Origin of the sequence: Actinoplanes sp. NPDC024001 (assembly GCF_040638955.1) — a bacterium.
GTDB lineage: Bacteria > Actinomycetota > Actinomycetes > Mycobacteriales > Micromonosporaceae > Actinoplanes.
Genome location: NZ_JBEZZB010000011.1, coordinates 67585 through 87105 on the forward strand (window position 1 = coordinate 67585; position 19521 = coordinate 87105).

The 19521-nt window shown below is 69.6% G+C and carries 17 protein-coding genes; 9 read left to right on the plus strand and 8 right to left on the minus strand.

Annotated features, from left to right (window positions below; translation table 11 throughout):
- The first annotated feature begins 34 nt into the window (after positions 1–34).
- Positions 35–1027, plus strand: a complete 993-nt coding sequence (locus tag AB0F81_RS06765; RefSeq protein WP_360192115.1) for an SEC-C domain-containing protein — start codon at positions 35–37, stop codon at positions 1025–1027.
- Between the two features lie 22 nt (positions 1028–1049).
- On the opposite strand, the gene AB0F81_RS06770 is transcribed toward AB0F81_RS06765, so the two are convergent.
- From AB0F81_RS06770 to AB0F81_RS06785, 4 genes are all read right to left on the minus strand, one after another.
- Positions 1050–1451 carry a protease complex subunit PrcB family protein gene (locus AB0F81_RS06770; protein ID WP_360192118.1) on the minus strand — a complete coding sequence of 134 codons (402 nt, stop codon included), beginning with the start codon at positions 1449–1451 and terminating at the stop codon, positions 1050–1052.
- Between the two features lie 4 nt (positions 1452–1455).
- Positions 1456–2391, minus strand: coding sequence for a DJ-1/PfpI family protein (locus tag AB0F81_RS06775; protein ID WP_360192121.1), 936 nt, complete (start codon positions 2389–2391; stop codon positions 1456–1458).
- 11 nt (positions 2392–2402) lie between these two features.
- Positions 2403–2987, minus strand: coding sequence for an isochorismatase family protein (locus tag AB0F81_RS06780; RefSeq protein ID WP_360192124.1), 585 nt, complete (start codon positions 2985–2987; stop codon positions 2403–2405).
- 148 nt (positions 2988–3135) lie between these two features.
- Positions 3136–3696, minus strand: coding sequence for a TetR/AcrR family transcriptional regulator (locus AB0F81_RS06785; protein ID WP_360192128.1), 561 nt, complete (start codon positions 3694–3696; stop codon positions 3136–3138).
- Between the two features lie 89 nt (positions 3697–3785).
- Between AB0F81_RS06785 and AB0F81_RS06790 the strand changes: the two genes are divergently transcribed.
- Positions 3786–4661, plus strand: a complete 876-nt coding sequence (locus AB0F81_RS06790) for an alpha/beta hydrolase (RefSeq protein ID WP_360192131.1) — start codon at positions 3786–3788, stop codon at positions 4659–4661.
- Positions 4658–5011: a hypothetical protein gene (locus tag AB0F81_RS06795; RefSeq protein ID WP_360192133.1), complete on the plus strand. Its 354-nt coding sequence runs from the start codon at positions 4658–4660 to the stop codon at positions 5009–5011. The genes AB0F81_RS06790 and AB0F81_RS06795 overlap by 4 nt, the downstream gene beginning before the upstream one ends.
- Before the next feature lie 534 nt (positions 5012–5545).
- On the opposite strand, the gene AB0F81_RS06800 is transcribed toward AB0F81_RS06795, so the two are convergent.
- Positions 5546–6289, minus strand: a complete 744-nt coding sequence (locus AB0F81_RS06800; RefSeq protein WP_360192136.1) for a GntR family transcriptional regulator — start codon at positions 6287–6289, stop codon at positions 5546–5548.
- Positions 6290–6362: 73 nt separating this feature from the next.
- Between AB0F81_RS06800 and AB0F81_RS06805 the strand changes: the two genes are divergently transcribed.
- The 4 genes from AB0F81_RS06805 to AB0F81_RS06820 all read left to right on the plus strand — a co-directional run bounded on the left by AB0F81_RS06805 (position 6363) and on the right by AB0F81_RS06820 (position 8980).
- Positions 6363–7433 (plus strand): DUF1152 domain-containing protein, encoded by a 1071-nt coding sequence (locus AB0F81_RS06805; RefSeq protein ID WP_360192139.1) that lies wholly within the window; start codon positions 6363–6365, stop codon positions 7431–7433.
- A 43-nt stretch (positions 7434–7476) separates the two neighbouring features.
- Positions 7477–7644, plus strand: coding sequence for a hypothetical protein (locus AB0F81_RS06810; RefSeq protein ID WP_360192141.1), 168 nt, complete (start codon positions 7477–7479; stop codon positions 7642–7644).
- 26 nt (positions 7645–7670) lie between these two features.
- On the plus strand, positions 7671–8201 hold the full coding sequence (locus AB0F81_RS06815) for a GNAT family N-acetyltransferase (protein WP_360192144.1): 531 nt from the start codon (positions 7671–7673) through the stop codon (positions 8199–8201).
- A 209-nt stretch (positions 8202–8410) separates the two neighbouring features.
- Positions 8411–8980: a hypothetical protein gene (locus tag AB0F81_RS06820; protein ID WP_360192147.1), complete on the plus strand. Its 570-nt coding sequence runs from the start codon at positions 8411–8413 to the stop codon at positions 8978–8980.
- Here the strand turns inward: AB0F81_RS06820 and AB0F81_RS06825 are convergent.
- Positions 8922–9542, minus strand: a complete 621-nt coding sequence (locus AB0F81_RS06825) for an FAD-dependent thymidylate synthase (protein WP_360192149.1) — start codon at positions 9540–9542, stop codon at positions 8922–8924. The genes AB0F81_RS06820 and AB0F81_RS06825 overlap by 59 nt on opposite strands.
- Here AB0F81_RS06825 and AB0F81_RS06830 point away from each other — a divergent pair.
- Positions 9451–16146 (plus strand): SpvB/TcaC N-terminal domain-containing protein, encoded by a 6696-nt coding sequence (locus AB0F81_RS06830; RefSeq protein ID WP_360192152.1) that lies wholly within the window; start codon positions 9451–9453, stop codon positions 16144–16146. The genes AB0F81_RS06825 and AB0F81_RS06830 overlap by 92 nt on opposite strands.
- A gap of 116 nt (positions 16147–16262) precedes the next feature.
- Positions 16263–16997, plus strand: a complete 735-nt coding sequence (locus AB0F81_RS06835) for a MerR family transcriptional regulator (RefSeq protein WP_360192155.1) — start codon at positions 16263–16265, stop codon at positions 16995–16997.
- Between the two features lie 14 nt (positions 16998–17011).
- Here the strand turns inward: AB0F81_RS06835 and AB0F81_RS06840 are convergent, their stop codons facing one another.
- Both AB0F81_RS06840 and AB0F81_RS06845 read right to left on the minus strand, forming a co-directional pair.
- Positions 17012–17908, minus strand: a complete 897-nt coding sequence (locus tag AB0F81_RS06840) for a DUF5996 family protein (protein ID WP_360192157.1) — start codon at positions 17906–17908, stop codon at positions 17012–17014.
- Positions 17909–18071: 163 nt separating this feature from the next.
- Positions 18072–19328: a cellulose binding domain-containing protein gene (locus AB0F81_RS06845; RefSeq protein WP_360192160.1), complete on the minus strand. Its 1257-nt coding sequence runs from the start codon at positions 19326–19328 to the stop codon at positions 18072–18074.
- Positions 19329–19521: the final 193 nt, after the last annotated feature.

The following is a 19521-nucleotide window of genomic DNA, read 5'->3' on the forward strand; positions in this document are numbered from 1 at the left end:
GCGGCCGCGGGGCGCACCGCAGTACGTTGACGGCGTGGCACTCACTTCCGAACTGACCAGCGCCGATCTCGCCGACCTCAGGCAGTCCGCCCTCGGCGCCGCCGACCCGCTCGGTGTCGCCGCCGATCTGGCGCACGCCGTGGAGGCCGGACGGCTGGCCGACCCGCAGGACGCGGGCCTCGCTCTCACCCTCGCCGCGGAGATCGCCGAGAGCCGGACCAAACTCGACGCCGCCCTGCGGTACGTGGATGCGGCTCTCGACGCGTACGGAAAACGTGACGACAGCCCAGCCGCCGCCGCCCGGGCCCTGCGGGCCCGGATCCTGTTCCGCGCCGGCCGCGCCGATGAGGCGAACGCCGAGCTGGAGCCGCTGCGCCCGGGGCTCACCCAGTACCCGGACGCCGCCGCCTATCTGACCGCCGCCCTGGTCGTCGGCGGCCGCGGCCGCGACGCCGAGCAGTGGCTGACCGAGGCCGTGCAGCAGGTCCTGGCCGAGCGGGGTGCCGCCGAGCCGGCCAGCGCGGACGACGCCGGGCTGCTGTTCTTCGTGCTGCAGCAGCGGCACCGGCTGCGTCACGCGCTCGGCATGCCCCACGACACGCACGACAACCTCGCCGAGCGGCTGGAGACCAAACTCGCCAACGCTCAGGTTGCCACCGAGCCCGCCGGTGACCTGCTGTTCTGGCCGCAGGCGGAGTTCACCGCGCTGACCGGGCAGTGGCCCGCGCTGACCGAGGCGTACGGCGCGACGTGGGACGAGCACCGGGCCCGGCTGGAACGCGAGCTGGTCCGGCTCGCCGGCACAGGTCGCGGTGACCTGGCGGTGCTGCCCGGCACGGTCAGCGGCCTGACCGCGCACGCCGGCTCCGGCGACGATCCGGCCACCGCGGAGAACCGCGCCGGCTACGCCCAGCGGCTGCAGGCCGGCACCGCGAAGATCAGCTGGCCGCCGGAACGCAACGCGGCGTGCTGGTGCGGCTCCGGCCTCAAGTACAAGAAGTGCTGCCTGCCCCGCTCACGCCGCTGACAATGAGGTCGGGATCGGATATTCAGCCCGCAGCCGTGACGATCCGCTGGATCAGCAGCAGATCGTCGCGCGCGTCGGCAGCCGGCACGGCGACCACATGCACCGGCACGGTGACGGCCTGTCCGGTGAAGCCGCCCGGCCGTACCTCGGTGGCCTGCGCCTCCAGCACGTCGTAGCGCGCCACGACCTGCTCGATCGTCACCGTGTATCCGGTCGTGGGCCGGAAGCCGAGCACCAGGCCCAGCACCACCTCGGTCGTCCAGTCCACCGGCGGCAGGTCCGGCGCCGGCTGCTGGCCTGCGGTCAGCTGCCGCCACCGCCCAGCCCACTCATCCTCGGTACGCAGCAGGAAGAGCCCTGGCTGGATGGCGGAGGAATCGGCGGGGTGGGCCACACCATGGAGTAGGGAGCGGATAGTAGCCATGCGGTCACTGTAAGAGCGCGCCCGCGCGAGAAGTGTCGTGCGCGCGACCAGCGGCGCTGCGCAGGCGGCGCAGCGACCGCGGGTCGCTGTAGCCCGCCTGGCGGGCGGCCGCCTCCACCGTCGCCCCCTGCCCGAGCAGGTATTCCGCGTGTTCCCGTCGCAGGTTGTTCTGGTACGCCAGGGGCGTGAGCCCGGTCGCGTTCCGGAACAGCCGCGTGACGGTTCGTTCGCTGTACCCGGCCGCGTCGGCCAGCATCGGCAGGGTGAGCCGTTCGGTGAACCGGGCGTCGATCAGGTCCTGGAGCAGGTGGACCATGTCGTCGTGGTGGTGGCGGTGCCGCAGCATCGTACTGATCTGGGGCGCCGTCCCGTGCCGCGCCGCATAGACGATCATGGCGCGGGCCACCTTGCCGGCGGCGGCCGGCCCCACCCGGGTGCCGAGAATGTGCAGGGCCACGTCGATGCCGCTGGCGACGCCCGCTGAGGTCACCACCCGCTGGTCCTCGATGTAGAGAACGTCGCGGACCACCTCGGCGGCGGGGTAGCGGCGGGCGAGTTCGTCCTGGCCGGCGTGGTGCGTGGTGCACCGGCGGCCGTCGAGCAGACCGGCCATGCCGAGCGCGTCGGCGCCGGCGCAGATGCCCGCCACCGCACCGCCCGCCGCGTGGTGCTCCCGCAGCCTCTGGATGGTGCTGGCCGTGGGCAGCCGGGCCGGCCCCCGCCAGCCCGGCACCATGATCAGATCCTCCGGCCGCAGGGCGGGCCATGCGACTTCGGCGTGCACCGGTAGGGCCTGCACCGTGCTGACGGGGCTGTCCTCAGCCACGTACGACAGGGTGTGCTGATGTCCGAGGTCGGCCGCGGTGGAGAAGACCTGGGCCGGTCCTGCCACGTCGAGCAGGTGCACGTGCGGGATCAGCAGGAAGACGACCCGGGGCATGATCGCCGAGCCTACGCGCCGGTCAGTTCCGCGACGGTCCGGATGGTGGCGAACCGGCCGGCGAGCGCGTACTCGGTGCGCTCGACGATGTCGGCGACGCCGAGCGTGCGGGGGTCGGCCACCAGCTGCGCGAACGGTGTCTCCGGCGAGGCGTCACGGTGCGGGATGGGTGTGGTCGCGGTGGCGTCGGTGGCGAAGGTGACCGCGAATCCGAGGTCGGAGGCGACCCGGCTGGTGGTCTCGCAGCACTGCTCGGTGCGAATCCCGCACACGGTGAGGTGCCCGATGCCGCGGCTGGTCAGCGTCTGATGCAGATTCGTGGTGGTGAACGCGTTGTGCGCGGTCTTGGTGATCAGCGGCTCGTCCGCTGCCGGGTCCAGCCCGTCCATCAGCCGCACATGGCCGCGCTGCGGATCGAAGACCGTGCCCGAGCCGGGCCGCGAACCGAGCACCCACACCACCAGGTGCCGCTGTGCGCGGGCCGCGCAGACCAGGCGGTTGACCTGGTCCACGATGTCGGGCCGCGAGACGAACTCCCAGTCCGGCAGCTGCCGGAACGATTCCTGAACGTCGATGACGACGAGTGCGCTGTTCACCGTGTGAACCTAGAGCGCCCGTCGCGGCGGTCGAAGGCGCGATCCGGTCACCTGCCGGGCCTTTCCGGTCAACTCACGGCGAGATCAAAACCGAGATCGGTACGGCGATGCGCCGGCGCCGTGGGCGCGGCGGGGGAGTGGGTGACCGTCACGCCGCAGACGCGGTGTCCAGCAGACGGCTCGCGGCGGCTCGCGCGTCGAGTGCCGGTTCGGCGCTGCCGGTGAAGGCGGCGGTGACCATCGCGCCGTTGGCCAGCAGGGCCAGTTGCGCGGCCAGCGCGGGCGGGCGCCCCGCTTCGGCGACCAGCGCCGCGAGGTGATCGGTGAAGGCCTGCTTGTGGGCGCGCACGATGTCGGCCACCGCGGGGGAAGTGGCGCCGAGTTCGGCGAAGGAGTTGATGAAGGCGCACCCGCGGTAGCCGGGCTGGCCGAACCAGTCCCGCAGGTAGTCGAAGACCGCCAGGACGCGTTCCTCCGGGGTCGGCGCCGCTGAGGTGTACGCCGCCAGCGCGTCCCGGATCGTTTCGTCGCGCCGGCGCAGCGCCGCCTCGATGAGGTGCTCCTTGGACGGGAAGATCTGGTAGGTGCGCTTGAGCGAGACCCCGGAGGCGGACCGGATCGCGTCCATCCCGACCGCCTGGATGCCGCGCTCGTAGAAGAGCGTGTCGGCCGCGTCGATCAGGCGTATCTCGGCCGTTGTGTGGTCCACGTCAAAACTCCTTGCCCGGAGAACCATCGTTCTCCTACCGTATCAGCCAGTCGGAGAACGCACGTTCTCCAACGGTCCGAGGAGTGCCCGTGTCCGCCTTCGCCACCCGCCACCGCACCGTCACCATCGCCGGCCAGCAGGTCTTCTACCGGGAGGCCGGCGACCCGTCGCACCCCACCCTGGTGCTGCTGCACGGCTTCCCGACCAGCTCGCACATGTTCCGCAACCTGATCACCGCCCTGGCCGGCGACTACCACCTGATCGCCCCCGACCACATCGGCTTCGGCAACTCCTCGGCCCCGCCGGTCGACGCGTTCGACTACAGCTTCGACCGGCTCACCGAGATCACCCTCGGGCTGCTCGACACCCTCGGCATCGACCGGTTCGCCCTCTACGTGCACGACTACGGCGCCCCGATCGGCCTGCGCATCGCCAGCCGGCACCCGCAGCGGATCACCGCGCTGATCACCCAGAGCGGCAACGCGTACACCGAGGGGTTCACCCCGTTCTGGGAGGTGCTCTTCGCCCACGCCAAGGACCGGCCCGCCCACGAGCCGCAGGTTCGCAAACTGCTGGAGCTCGAAGCCACCCGCTGGCAGTACACCCACGGCGTGCCCGCCGACCGGCTCGACCGCATCGCGCCCGAGACCTGGCGCCTCGACCAGTCCGGCCTCGACCGGCCCGGCAACCGGGAGATCCAGCTCCAGCTCTTCTGGGACTACCAGTTCAACCTCGACCGGTACCCCGACTTCCAGCGCTACTTCCGCGACCACCAGCCGCCCACCCTGGTCACCTGGGGCCGCCACGACGAGATCTTCGGTGCGGCGGGCGCCGAGGCGTACGCCAGGGATCTTCCCAACGCCGAGATCCACCTGCTCGACACCGGCCACTTCGCCCTGGAGACCCACGGAGACGAGATCGCTGCCCTGATCCGCGACTTCCTGCACCGGGTCCAGTCGGCATGACCGCCGCCATCCCCGCCCCGCCGGCCCTCAGCCCGCGGGCCGCCCGAGGCGGCGCGCTGGCCGCCGGAACGGTGTTGCTCGGCGCGATGGGCTTGCTGGCCGCCATGGAGGCGCTGACCCATCAGGATGTGTTCGCCCTGCCCTTCCTCGCCACCGCGGCCGTGGTCGCCATGGCGCCCCGGGCCCCGCTGGCCCGCCCGGCAGCGATCCTGATCGGCTACGCCGCCAGCGCGCTGATCGCGGTCGGTGTCACCGCCGCCGCTGGCCCGTCGATGTGGGCAGCGACCGTCTCGGCGGTGCAATCGACCTCGCCGCGCCGGCGATATGGATGCCGCCGCGAACTGAAGTGAGCCCGCGCCCGGTCCACGGACGTGAAGGCCACGCTGACAGGGCACGGGGGTCTGGGTTCGGGCCAGGTGCTCAGGCGCGAAGCACCTGGCCCGACACACGCGGCTACGGCGCCGCGGGTGGCTGCGGAAGGGATACGCGTACTGCGTTGATCAGTTCCGGCTTGCTGGCACCTGGCTGCCGCAACGGAAGGCGGAGACTCCGTGAGAAGATCTCCACCGCGCTCTCTCGCCGCCAACACGGCCCGAGGGAGTCACATGTGATGCAGCGGCCTGTTGCGCTCGATGTGACGTGCTCGTCCAAGGTGGCTTGGGCATCGCGGAGCACTCGCTCCGCCGACGTCGCGTAGTACGTCGCTTGTGTCATGTCCACTGCCTTCCATGACTCTCAACCCTGCTCGGCTCTCGCTGATCGGAGGGATCGGCCTCCGTGAACAGCGGCTTTGCACTGGCATATGCCACTGCGATGAAGTGTGGCATAGGCCAGTCAAGGTCACAATGGAGCTGGGTGAAGAGCGGCGTCGCGTCACCCGACGATCAGGCCAACGGGTATGTCGCCTCGAACGCCCACCGGTCCGGAGGGTAGGCGGCTTCCGTGAATTCCAACGGGCGATCCTCGCCGTCATAGACGACGTGCCGCACCAGTAGCACCGCCGAAGGCTCAGCGAGTCCAAGCCGCTCGCGCTCCTCCGGGGTCGCCAGACGCGCGCTCACCTCGTCGCGGGCATATCGGGCCTGGCGGCCAGTGGCTTGCTCGACATACGACAAGGTTCCCGACCGTAGGCGCTCTCGGGCCAGGAGCTTGGGTGCGAGGTCACCGATCGCCGGCGCATACCAGGCAGTGGAAATCTCCACCGGCTGGTCGTCGGCGTAGATCACCCGTTGTCGGCGCACGCCCTCGGAGCCAGGTGTCAGACCGAGCGCGTCCGCGACGTGGTCTGGGACGGTGGCCGAGCCGGCGGCGACAATCTCCGCCCGTTCATTCTCCGGGTAGATCTTGCCCGTATCCCGAGCCCGCGAATACCGCTCCCGAGCCAGCCGATTGGGCCTCATGCGGTCGCGGACGAAGGTTCCCGCGCCTTGGCGGCTCTCGACGAATCCCTGCTGCCGGAGGGCTTCCAGCGCACGTGCTGCCGTCGGCCGGGCCACGCTCCAGTCGGCCGCTATCTGCCGCTCCGACGGCACCTCGTCGCCAGGCCGCAGATCGCCGCGCAAGATCTGGTCGCGCACGTAATTGGCAATCTGCATGTACTTGGGTAGGACCTGCTGGATCTCCGGCAACTCGTTACCTTCTGTGACTGGCGTAGTCCACTCGGCTACCGCGCGGCCATTATGCCATCGATACCCTGAAGCGGTGGGAACGCTACTGGTCGCCGCCGGAGGTGGCGGCGACGCCATTGCCGCGGCCGCCTTGGCCGGCTTGGCGCCGGAAGTCCCCGTAGGAATCGCCACCATGGCCTGGGACCGGCTGATAGTCGACCCGCTGCCTGGCCCCAGGGCAGCCACCGACTTCACCGAGCTCGAGAACCGTGCTGGCTGGCGGCAAGTCACCTCCCGCAGCAAGCCTGTAGCTCCAGCAGGCTCGACACTGCCTCGCCTGGCCGCCGAGCAACCGCTGCCCATCGTCTTGCTCGACCCCACGCGGGGTGCACGCGGCATGCGTCACGACCTTGAAGCGGCCGCCGTCGAACTCGGTGCCCAAGACATTCGACTGGTCGACGTCGGCGGTGACCTGCTCGGCCAGCCCGGAGACACCGGACTCCGCAGCCCTTTTGCCGACGCCTTGACCGCGGCCAGCTGTCTGGGCCTGTCTGCAATGGTCTGGATCGCTGGGCCCGGGCTCGACGGGGAACTCTCTGAAGAGCTCGTGCTCCAGCGTGCCCGTGCCGCCACAGCGCACAAGCTTCGCCCGCAGATGTGGCAGCCGTACCTTCCCATCCTGCGGTGGCACCCTTCCGAGGCCACAGCCCTTCTCGCGGCAGCGACACTCGGCACCCGCGGAACGGTGGAGATCCGCGATGCCGGCCTACCCGTGCGCCTCACCGAGCACAGCGCAACCGTGCTCGAACTGGACATGCCGGCTCTCTGCGCCGTCAACCCGTTGATCAACAGCCTGGCCGGCACCGAATCGCTGGCCGAGGCAGAAGAGTCTGCCGTGCGAATCCTCGGACGCACGGAACTCGACTCCGAACGCGCCAAAGCAATCCAGCTCGAACGCGTACCTCGTGTGCCGGACGACCTGGTCACCGCCGTTCCGCCTTGGGAGGCGGACTTGGAAGCACGCGGCGTGGACTACGTCACCTACCGAAGGATGGCGGAGCGCTTCGGCTACACCGACGTTCATCGCTTCAGGACACTGATCGCGGAGCGGTGCCCCCGCCGCGGTACAGGCCTCCTCTGGGCAGTCGACGCGAGGCCTGAGTGACGGCACGCAATGGCCAGAGGCGATCGGTGCAGCACGGCGCGACGTGCGTGAAGGGCTGCGCCACGCCAGCGACGCGGTCGCGAGCCTCGACCCGGCCAAGCGAAAGGAATTCGTCCTGGCCATCGTGGACCATGTGCTGGAAGTGATTCCGCACCAGGAGCGTGGCAGCGTTGCAGCGCGCGAGTTGACCGACCTGATGCGAACGTCGTGACAGCTGCAGAGCCGGTGAGGAGTGCGGTGTCATTCACGATCGAGCAATGGCCGGGCGCGATGGTTGCGTCGCGGCTCGAGGAACTCGCTCGCATCTACGCTGAGGTCTATGCCGAGCCGCCCTACGACAGTGGTGAGCTGTGGTCGGAGGCGGCGTTCGTCGACCGTACCCGTCGGCAAGCCGTACGGAATGGGTTCGCCTTCTATGCGGCGTTGGTCGACCGGCAGGTCGCCGGATTCTCCTTCGGCCTCCCTCTCGCCGAGGGGGTGTGGTGGTCGGGTGACGCCACCGAGCCGCCGGCGGACCTGCGTGCCGCCTCGAAGTTCGCCGTCATCGAGTTGATCGTCCGCCGGCGATGGCGCGGCATGGGGATCGGGCACCGGCTGCTCGATCGGCTTCTGGCGGACCGGACCGAGCAGTTTGCGATTCTCACCGCGATGCCCGCGGCGCCGGCACGTCAGATGTACGAGCGCTGGGGCTGGATCAAGACCGGGACCGCGCGTCACCTTCCTGAGTCGCCCGTGCTGGACGCCCTGGCGCTCCGCCTGCAGCGCTGAACCCGAGCCGATTGGTTGATCTTGGTCTGCCGGGTCGGCGTGCGCCGGTGACCGGGTGTTGCCGGCCGGCGGTTACTCGGTGCGGTTTCCGGGCCGATGCGCCGAAGGCGTCCGGAGCCAAGATCAGATTGAGTGATGGTGTGGTCGGGTGTTCGGACGGGGAACCGGCCGCGACCAGTCCGTTTCCCTGTCCGTGGAGACACTGATCCGTGACCGAGCAGCCGTTCACACCTGGGCCGGGCCCGTCCGCCGCCCAACCCGCCGCTTACGACGGCCAGCCCGCCGCCGCCGGCTATCCGCCCTTGCCGGCGGCTCCCGCCAGTAGGCCGGTCTTCGGCTGGGTGGCGCTGGGCGCCGGCATCGCGGCGATCATCGGCTCGTTCCTGCCGTGGGCGAAGATGTCCGCGCCGATCATCGGCCAGCAGACCGTCGCCGGTGTCGACGGCACCGACGGCTGGATCACGGTCGGGCTCGGCGCGGTGCTCGCCGTGTACGCGGGCCTGGTTCTGCGCGGACAGGGCCTCCCGGTCGCCGCACCGATCATCGCCGCGGTGACAGGCCTCGGCCTGAGCGCGCTCGCCGTCTGGAAGATCGTCGACCTGTACGCGAAGATCGACGAGATGAAGAAGTCGCTGGTCCCCGAGGGCGACGACCCGTTCGGTATCGCGGCGTCGCTGTCCGCGGCGGTCAGCGTCTCGGTCGGCGCCGGGCTGTGGTTGATCACTGCCGCGGGCATCGCGGGCCTGGTCTCGGCCGTTGCGCTGATGCTGCGCAGGTAGGGCAAGGTGAGCTTCGGGCGCCGCAGCGCGGTGCCCGAAGCGGTGCCCCGGCGTCGGCGATCGAGCGTCCCGTGATGCCGGAACTGACATCCGGGCCGGGAACGTAGAAGACCGGCTGCAGCTCCCGGTAACGGCCACTCTCCTCGTTGTAGGAGAAACCGACACGGTGTCGCTGGAACTCGCGGAACACGAAGATCGGCGCGCTGACGAAGAACGTCAGGGAGTTGTGCTCGAACGGCGTCCCGTGCCGGTCACGCATCAAGTAGTTGATCAATCCCCGGGAACGCTCATGATCTTTCTGCAGCTCCTCTAGGGACTGCTCGCCCAGCGTCGATACCCGCGCCGGTCGCAGCGATGATCGCACGCTCCTGCGGGGAGCAGTCGCTGATCCGACTCGGAAACGGCTGGCGGCTGCCTGTGGCCGAGGTCCGGCCGGACGTAGAGTCCGCTCGGGCGCCCGGGAGGCCACGATGGACGACACGCCTGCGCGGCAATTCGATCCGCCGGTCGTCTCGCTGCCCAAGGGCGGTGGGGCGATCCGCGGGATCGGCGAGAAGTTCACCGCCAACGCGGTGACCGGGACAGGCAGTTTCGGTGTGCCGTTGCCGGTGAGCCCGGGGCGGTCGGGATTCCAGCCGGAAGTGACGCTCGGCTACGACTCCGGGTTCGGCAACGGGCCGTTCGGCCTGGGCTGGAGCCTCGGGACGCCGGCGGTCACCCGCAAGATCGATCAGGGTGTTCCGCTCTACGACGAGTCCGACGTCTTCGTCCTCTCCGGTGCGCAGGATCTGGTTCCGGCGGTCCGGCTGACCCCCGCCGGCGAGGTGGAGCTGGACGGCCAGGGCAGACCGGTCCCGGACGTGGACGAGCGCGACGGCTACCGCATCGTGCGTTACCGGCCGCGGGTGGAAGGGCTGTTCGCCCGGATCGAGCGGTGGACGCGCGCTGACGACGTGTTCTGGCGGACGATCAGCCGGGACAACGTCACCACGGTGTACGGCCGGGACGGCAACTCCCGGGTGGCCGACGGGTACCGCATCTTCAGCTGGCTGATCTGCGAGAGCTACGACGACAAGGGCAACGCCGTCGAGTACGAGTACCAGGCCGACGGCACGCAGCGGTATCTCAAGGCGATCCGCTACGGCAACGTGGTGTCCCGGCTGCATCCGGAACCGCCGGCCGACCAGGCCGGGACCTGGCTGTTCGAGATGGTCTTCGACTACGGCGAAGGGCACTACACGGAGCTGCCGGCAGATCCGGCTGAGCACCATTTCGTACGCGCCTCGCCGGTGGCCGTGGCAGCGTGGGCCGATCGACCGGATCCGTTCTCGACGTTCCGGGCCGGATTCGAGGTACGCACGTCGCGCCGGTGCCATCGGGTGCTGATGTTCCACCGCATCCCGGAGCTGGGCGACGCGCCGTGCCTGGTGCGGGCGCTGGAGTTCGGCTATCAGGACCTCGGCCCCACCGGTGTCACGGCCGAGCAGGAGCTGACGCACGCCGGGAGCACGCGGTTCGGGTCGTTCCTGATGTCGGTGACGCAGCAGGGGTTCGAGCGTGCCGAGGGTGACCGCTACCTGCGGCAGTCGCTGCCCGCTGTCACCTTCCGCTACAGCGTGCCGGTGATCAGCCGGCAGGTGCGGGCCGTCGACACCGCGAACCTGCCGGCCGGTCTGGGCGCCGGCTACCAGTGGGCCGACCTGGACGGCGAGGGGGTCAACGGCGTCCTCACCGAGCAGGGCGGCGCCTGGTGGTACAAGCGCAACCACGGGTCGGGCCAGTTCGGTGCCCTGGAGCTGGTGGCACAGCGTCCGGCCGGGCTGAGCGAGCGGTGGCGGCTGCTCGACCTGGCCGGTGACGGCACGCTGGACGTGGTGGAACTGGGCGGTGCGGCGTCCGGTTTCACCGAGCGGACCACTGACGGCGGCTGGGCGCCGCACCGCGGGTTCGGCTCGCTGCCCAATCTTCGCTGGGACGACCGGAACCTGCGGTTCGCCGACCTGACCGGCGACGGGCGCGCCGATGTGCTGACCGCCGCCGACGACGGGTTCACCTGGCATCCGTCGCTCGGCGAGGAGGGTTTCGGCCCGCAGCAGCGCGCCGTCGGCGCGCCGCGCCTGGTCTTCGCCGACAGCACCGAGTCGGTCTACCTGGCCGACATGTCCGGCGATGGCCTGGCCGATCTCGTGCAGATCGCGAATGGTGAGATCAGCTACTGGCCCAGCCTGGGCCACGGCCGGTTCGGAGCGCGGGTGGTGATGGCGAACCCGCCGCTCTTCGACCACCCCGAGCAGTTCGCGCAGCAGCGGATCCAGCTCGCCGATCTGGACGGCAGCGGCCCGGCCGACATCGTGTACGCCGGGCGTGACGGCACCCACCTCTATTTCAACCAGTGTGGCAATCGGTGGAGCGACCCGGTGACGGTCCCCGGGTTCCCGCAGGCGTCCGTCTCGGTGGTGGACCTGCTGGGCACCGGCACCGCGTGCCTGGTGTGGTCGTCGCCGCTGCCGGGCGACGGAACCCGGTTCCTCGAACTGATGGCCGCCGGTAAGCCGCACCTGCTGGTCGAGTCGGCCAATGGCCTGGGTGCGGAGACGCGGCTGTCCTATGCGCCGTCGACCCGGTTCTCGCTGGCTGACGCGGCGGCGGGCCGGCCGTGGCAGACCCGGCTGCCGTTCCCGGTGCACGTGGTGGAGCGGGTGGAGACCGTCGACCGGATCAGCGGGAACCGTTTCACCAGTCACTACGAGTATCACGACGGTCATTTCGACGGGGTGGAGCGGGAGTTCCGCGGGTTCGGCCAGGTCGATCAGTACGACTCCGAGCGGTACGACCTCGACCAGGATTCCGCCTACGTTCCGCCGGCCCTGACGCGTACCTGGTTCCACCTGGGCCTGTCCACCTCGCCGGACGAGGCCCGGCTGAGCCCGGAGGAACTGCGGGCGCTGCACGGCTCGATGCTGCGGCAGGAGGTGTACGCGCTCGACGGGTCGGACCGGGCGGAGCACCCGTATGTCGTCACGGAGCACACCTTCGCGGTCCGCCGCGTGCAGGACGGGGTGTTCCTGACCCACCCGGTGGCGTCGGTCAGCCGGCATCATGAGCGGGATCCGAACGCGGCGCGGGTGACGCACGAGCTGACCCTCGCGGTGAACAACTTCGGTCAGGTGACGCGGGCCGCGTCGATCGGATACGGCAGCCCCGTGCTGGCGACCCTGACCGAGACCGACCACAGCACGATGGTGTCGGCGCCGGACGACCACCGGATGCCGGTGCCGTTCGACGTGCGGACCTACGAGGTGACCGATCTGGTGGCTCCCGCGGCACCGGCGCTGCTGTCGGCCGCGGAGGTGGAGACCGCGCCGACGCGCCTGATCAAGCAGGAGCGGACGCGCTTCGGCAAGGATGACCTGAGCGGTCCGTGCGACTGGGGCCGGATCGAGAGCCGGCTGCTGCCGTTCGAGACGTACCGGCTGGCGTTCACCCCGGAACTGCTGGAGCAGACCTACGGCGAGCTGCTGACGGACACCGCCGGCGTGCTGGCGGAGGGTGGCTACACCGAGATGGACGGCGCCTGGTGGGCGCCGTCGGGGCAGATCCTCTACGGGGACATCGGTACGGCCCTGCGGCACTTCTTCCTGCCGAGCCGCTACCGGACCGCGTTCGGCGCCGAGACGGCGGTCACCTACGACACCCACGACATGCAGGTGGCCGAGACCGTCGACCCGCTGGGGAACCGGGTCAGCGCCGAGCTGGACTACCGTACGTTGAGCCCTTGGTTGTTGACCGACGCCAACGGCAACCGGTCGGCGGTGGCCTTCGACGCGCTGGGTTTGGTGGTGGCCACCGCGCTGCTGGGCAAGGCGCCGCCGCACCCGGCCGAGGGTGATCAGCTCGCCGGGTTCACCGCCAACCTGACCCCGTCCGAGGTGGCGCAGGACTTCACCAGCCCGTCCGATCTGCTCGGCGAGGCCACCACCAGGATGGTCTACGACCTGTTCGCGTATCAGCGCAGCGGCGCGCCGGCCGGAGTCCACGTCATGGCCAGGGAGCAGCACGGTGCGGACGGCGGCGTGCAGCACTCGTTCTCGTACTCGGACGGGTTCGGCCGGGAGATCCAGAAGAAGCTGCCCTCCGGCAACGCTGCCCTGCCCTGGGCCGGCAGCGGGTGGACCGAGTTCAACAACAAGGGAAGGCCGGTCCGGCAGTACGAGCCGTTCTTCTCCGCCACGCACCGGTGCGATCTGGACGCCCGGATCGGCGTGGCGAGAACACTGTTCTACGACCCGGTCGATCGGGTGGTCGCCGTGCTGCACCCGGACCACACGTACGAAAAGACGGTCTTCGAAGCGTGGCAGCAGGTCACCTACGACCTCAACGACACGGTGACGAGCGACCCGCGGACGGATCCGCACCTGGCCGGGATCGTCGACCGCTACTTCGCCGAGCAGGGCCCGCAGTGGCAGACCTGGCTCGAGCGGCGGGCCGGCTCGGACGAGGCGATCAAGGCGGCCACCCACGCCGGCACACCGACGACGGTGGTCTTCGACGCGTTCGGTCGCACGGTGCTGACCCGGGTGGACAACGGCGCGGAACGCTTCGAGTCACCCGTGGTGCTGGACGTCGAGGGCAACCCCCGTGCGGTCATCGACGCGCTGGGTCGGACGGTTGTCGAGTACGACTACGATCTGGCCGGCCACCGGGTCCACGAGTCGAGCGTGGATTCCGGTGAGCGGTGGACGTTGCCGGACGTCGGCGGCAACCCCATGCGGGTCTGGGACAGCCGAGGGCACGCCTTCCGCACCGCCTACGACGAGTTGCGGCGGCCGGTGGAACGGTTCGTGGACGGCGGGTCCTACCACCGCGTGGAGTACGGCGAGGGGCAGACCGGCGATGACCTGCGCGGCCGGATGTTCCGCGAGCACGACGACGCCGGCGTGCTCACGTATCGGTACGACTTCAAGGGCAACGTCACGGGTCAGGTTCGCGAGCTGGACGGCGCACTGTACGAGACGGTGACCCGGTACGACGCGCTGAACCGGCCCGTGCAGACGGTCTCCCCGGGCAGCGATGTCACGCGGCCGTCCTACGACGCGGCCGGGCGCCTGGCGAAGCTGGATGTCTGGATCGCGCCGGGGGACCCGGAGGTGGATCCACCGTCGGCTGCCGGGGTCGACGAGATCGAGTACGACGCGAAGGGCCAGCGGACGCCGATCCTCTACCGCAACGGCGTCACGACCACCTATGAGTACGACCCGGAGACGTTCCGGCTGCTCCGGCTGTCGACCGGCTCCGGGCTGCAGGATGTGCACTACGCGTATGACCCGGTGGGCAACGTGACGCGAATCCGGGACGAGGCGCAGAAGCGGGTGTTCTTCCGCAACCAGGTCGTGGACGCCTCCACCGACTACACCTACGACCCGCTCTACCGGCTGGTGCAGGCGCTCGGGCGAGAGCACGTCGGGCAGGCCGGGGTGGGCGTGCCGTACACCTGGGACTCGCCGCATCCGGCGGACGGCGAGGCGATGGGGCGGTACTGCGAGACCTACGAGTACGACGCCGCCGGCAATCTGCTGGCCATCCGGCACCGTCAGTCGTGTCCCGGTGCGATCAACTGGTCCCGGACGTTCACGTACGCGGACGACTCAGGCAACCGGCTGATGGGGTCGGCGGCCGGTGGGCTCAGCGAGCAGTTCGGGTACGACGCCCACGGCAACCTGCTCGGGATGGCGCACGTGCCGGAGATGACGTGGGACTCGCGTGACCGGCTCAGCGCGACCCGTGCCGGCACCGAGCGGACCCGGCACGTCTACGACGCGGCCGGCCAGCGGATTCGCAAGATCAATGCAACGGATGAGCGGATCTATCTGGGCGGGGTCGAGTTGTACCGCAACGCGTCCGGGCTGGTCCGTCGCACGGTGCACGTGATGGACGGCAAACAGCGGATCGCCCTGGTGGAGATCCGCAACGACGTCGACGACGGCACTCCGCAGCAGGTGATCCGTTATCAACTCGGCAACCATCTCGGCTCGGTCGGCCTGGAACTGGACGAGACGGCGCGGATCATCTCGTACGAGGAGTACTCGCCGTACGGCAGCACGACGTTCCAGAACGTCAGCGCGGAGGTCAAGGCCGCCGCGAAGCGGTACCGGTACACCGGGAAGGAACGCGACCGGGAGACCGGGCTCGACTACGCCGGGGCCCGGTACCTGGCGCCGTGGCTGGGACGCTGGATCAGTCCCGACCCGGCCGGTATCGAGGACGGCCTGAACGTCTACTGCTACGTGCAGTCCAACCCGGTCAACCTCGTCGATGAGAGCGGCCGGTACGCGAAGGGTGGCAGCACCACCAGCATCCAGCACTTCGTCCAGGCGGTCCGGACGTGGCAGCCGGAGGCGATGAAGCATCGCCGGGTCGTGGCCAGCAAGGCCGGGGTCAGGTACGAGACGACCGGCCACGAGATGATCCGGATCTTCGACAACGACTTTCGGGAGCTGAACACCGCGGACCAGATCGTCAGCCAGGTCGGCGGCAAGAAATTCAGCTACTACGGGCACTTCCTGCGCAAGGGCAAGGAGAAGACCCAGCAGAAGTACATCGACGCGGGCCTGCCGCTGGACGTCGAGCACTTCTTCCGGGTCGCGGCACTGGCTCAGGACTATCCGGACTGGCTGGTGCGCCGGGCCTACTTCCACGAGGAGTTCAACCAGGCTCAGGACACCAGGCCCGCCGGGCGAACCAGCGCATTCGCACCCGAGGATCTCTTCTCCAACGAGGTGGGACTCATCTTCGGCACCACGGTCGGGGAGGCCGCGGACGCACCGGGATTCGATTTCGCCACCGAACTGGACACCTATCTCAAGGAGGTCCGGACGCTGTTCACCACCGATGCGCTCAGCGACGGAAAGTACCTCACCGCCGACCGCATTCAGGACCTGCGCGACCTGGCCCAGACCTATTACGGGACCGAGGACCTGCGCACCTTCCTGAAGACCGGGAAGATCTTCCAGCTCAGTGAGATCAAGAAGATCAACGACAATGCGGCGGTCGAGAACTATCCGTTCTACAACAACCCGGTCTCGGCGGAGGAGTTCACGAAACAGCGCCAGAACCAAGAGCAACTCAACGAAGTCGGGATCGAACCCTGGCGCACGCCTCCGATATGACGCGTTGGTCCCCTCCTGACCGTCGGATGACTCACGGGCAGCTGTGTTAGCTTGCCGGTGACGATTGATCGACACCGTGAGAAGCGCCGAGCCGGTGAAATCGGGAAGGGGCCGACGTGGCCTGGAGCACCCGGGAACTCGCCGAGTTCGCCGGCACCACGGTGAACACCATCCGGCACTACCACCGACTCGGCCTGCTCGAGGAGCCGCAGCGCCGCTACAACGGATACAAGCAGTACGGCGTGTCGCATCTCGTCTGCCTGCTGCGGATCCGGCGGCTGGTGGACCTCGGCGTCCCGCTGTCGCGCGTCGGCGCGGCGATGTCGGAGGGGCAGGTCCCTCCGGAGGTGCTGCGCGAGGTCGACGCCGAGCTCGCGGCGGAGGTCGAGCGCCTGAACAAGGCCCGCGCCGACATCGCCGTCATCCTGCGCGACGGCGCCCCGGCCGACGCCCCGGCCGGCTTCGAGTCGGTCGCGCCCCGCCTCTCCGAGGCCGACACCTCGCTCATCCACGTCTACACCCGGCTGTACGACGACGACGCCATGAAAGACCTGAAGCGCATGGTGGAGACCGACACCGACCCGGTCAACGCGGAGTTGGACGCCCTGTCGCCGGACGCGGACGAGGCCACCCGGCAGGACCTCGCCGAGAGGCTCGCACCGGTCATCGCCCAGAACCTCACCGACTATCCGTGGCTGCTGGAACAGAGTGCGCACCTGTCCACGAGCGAGCACGCCACCATGCAGACGATCACCGAAGCGGTGGTCTCGATCTACAACCCCGCCCAGGTGGACGTGCTCGCCCGGGCCAGCGTCCTCGCGTACCAGGAAGTGAAACCCGCGCCCGAGTGACGCCGGTCGCAGCGTCACGCCTCCAGTGCCGGGCGGTCCCAGCGCGCCAGGTCGGCGGCCGCCTCGTAGGTGGAGCGGAGGAACTCGGTGAGCACCGCGTCGGGATCCGGCGCGTCGGCGACCGTCTCGTAGGGCAGCACGCACTCCTGCAGCGCCTTGTCGTAGTAGGCGGCCGTGCGCTCGGCGTAGCCCGGGGGCTCCGGATAGGCGTACGCGTAGAAGGCGCCCTCCTCGCCGCCGCCGGGCCAGAAACCGAAGCTGGCCAGCTCGTGCGAATAGCCTTCGCGCATGACCCACGGCGGGCAGTTGGGTGCCCCGCCCGGGTGCGGCGGGGCGACGCGCCCGGAGAACCGGGTGTAGGCGAGGTCCATCGCGCCCCAGAAGAAGTGCACGGGGCTGGCCTTGCCGACGAACGCGGAGCGGAAACGCCCGAGGACGCGCTCGGCCTGCAGCAGCTGCCGCCAGAACAGTTGCGCGGCCTGCCCGTCGTACGCGGTGTGCTCGTGATCGTCGGCGAAGGGAATCGCGCGCTCGACCTCGTTGGGGACGGCGTGGATCCGGGGTTCGACGCCGAGCGCGGCCAGCGCTTCGAGGGTTTCGCCGTAGAAGGTGGCGACCGTCTTGGGTTCGAGGGTCACCGCACGCGAGCCGCCGTCGCTGGTGCGCACGTGGAGGCGGTGGTCGAGGAAGTCGAACTCGAGGTCGAACACGCCACCGCCGTGCGGCACGGCCGAGGTGGTGAGACCGCGCGCGCTGGGATAGAGCGTGACGTGCCACCAGTGGTTGACCGCCGGCGCGTACGCCATGCGGACCTTGCCGACGATCTGCGTCCACATGTGCAGCGTGTCGCGGGTGTCGGCCCAGTCGGCGACACGCAGCCGGGGCCAGGGTCCGGTGATGGGATTCTCCACGGTTCCAGGCTATCGACCGGGCGGCATCGAGGGGTCGTTGCGGAAACGCGGACTGCGCCGGGGGAGTCGTGACTGTCAGGCCGTCGGCCACCACGCTCAGCATGCGGGCCCGGCGCGCCGATGATCGCGCCGGGCCCTGGCTGCGTCCCGTTTCAGCCTCTCGTCATGCGCTGGTGCAGGCGGAGCCGTTGAGCGTGTACCCACTCGGCGCCCCGCTGTCGCCGGTGTGCGTGGCCTGGAATCCGAAGCTGACCGAGGCCCCGGGCGCCAGACTCGCGTTGTAGCTGACGTTGCTCGCGGTGACCCGCCCGGAGGCGGGCGTGTAGGTGGCGTTCCACCCGCCGGTGATGCTCTGCCCCGACGGCAGGGCGAAGGCGACGGCCCAGCCGTTGATGCTGGCGGTGCCCGTGTTGGTGACCGTGATGTTGGCGGTCAGCCCGTTGTTCCAGGCGTTGACGGTGCTGCTGGCGCGGCACGCCGCCCCACCGGGCGAAGACGAGGATGACGGCGAGGACGACGGCGAGGACGGGCTCGACGGCGTGCTCGTGCCGCCGAACTGGCTGAAGAACTGCCACACCTCCCCGGACACCCACGACGACGACGCGTTGCGGTCCACCGGCAGCGGCACGTGGTCCCCGTCGAACGCGGCCCATTGCACCGGATATCCGGCGCGGCAGCCCGAATAGGTGGTGGTGATGTGGGTTCCGCTGCCCTGCGCCGGTTCCGGCGGGTTCTGCGCCGTGCAGCCGTTGAGCCGCACGAAGGTGTCCCGGATCGACCGGCCCTGCGAGATGTTGAGCACGCTGTCCCGGGTGCCGTGGATGCCGAAATAGGCGACCGGCTGGGAGGCCGAGGAGCAGCCGCTGAGGTTGGCGCCGGCGATCGGGGCGACCGCCCGGAAGACCGTCGGCCGTGCGCAGGCCAGGGCGTAACTCATGGCGCCGCCGTAGCTGAAGCCCAGGGCGAACCGCTGGGACGTGTCGACGCACAGGTCGTTCTCGATCACGCGCAGGATGTCGTCGACCAGGGTGACGTCGCGGCCGCCGGTATTGGCCCAGCCGGCGTCGAGTCCCTGCGGGGCCACGAAGATCGCGCTGTTGCCGGACCGCTGCTGCAGGCCGTAGAACCCGTTGCCGGCCACGTCGTTGGCGCTGCCGTTGAGCCAGTGCAGGCCGACGACGAGCCGGTAGGGCTGGCTGCTGGTGTAGTTGCCGGGCAGCCGCAGGATGTAGGTCCGGGCCCGGCCGCCGCTCTGGATCGTGTGGGTGCCGTCGCGCAACGTCGGGGCCTTGCCGCATCCGGCGGTGGCGGCCAGGGCGGTCCCGTTGGTCAGCACCGCCGTTCCCGTGACGATCAACAGCGCCGCGGCGGCGATAGCTGTGCCCAGCACACCGCGTCTTCTTGTTCTTCGCTCTGCCATGAAAGCCTCCGCTTATCAGACGCGCACATCCATCTGCGTCAATGCTGGGGTGCTTCGAATGTTACGAAGCCGCTTCGAAAATTTCAACGAATGCGCGGGCGACTTCCTGTAGGGGGTCGGCGTAACAAGTTTTCGGCATCCCATTTTTTGTTATCCGGCGCGGGTGACGGAAGTCAGCGTTCGATAACCACAA